Raw genomic sequence first — 298 nt, 5'->3', positions numbered from 1 at the left:
GCGATCGTTGCAATCATCGCCATCTCCGCTTTGATCAGTTTGAGCCGCGGCTTCGTCAAGGAAGCATTATCGCTGGTGACCTGGATCATCGCAGGAGTCGTCGCCTGGATGTTCGGTGGCTCACTGTCCGAGTACCTCGCCGGATACATCGAAACCCCATCGGCTCGCGTGATCGCGGGCTGTGCCATCATGTTTGTCGCCACACTGATCGTGGGCGCAATGATCAATTATCTTATCGGCGAGTTGGTTCGCGTCACCGGGTTGTCCGGGACCGACCGATTCCTGGGCATGGCCTTCG

The 298-nt window shown here is 58.1% G+C and carries 1 protein-coding gene; it reads left to right on the top strand.

Annotation, left to right across the window (positions count from 1 at the left end; genetic code table 11):
- The coding region (locus tag ACIOVB_RS25795; RefSeq protein ID WP_401272080.1) for a CvpA family protein at window positions 1-298 on the top strand (298 nt) is incomplete at both ends.

The sequence above is a fragment of the Pseudomonas sp. NPDC087639 genome (assembly GCF_044743385.1).
Classification (GTDB): Bacteria; Pseudomonadota; Gammaproteobacteria; order Pseudomonadales; family Pseudomonadaceae; genus Aquipseudomonas.
Note: the sequence above shows the minus strand (reverse complement) of the source record. Positions and strands in the feature narration are given on the sequence as shown.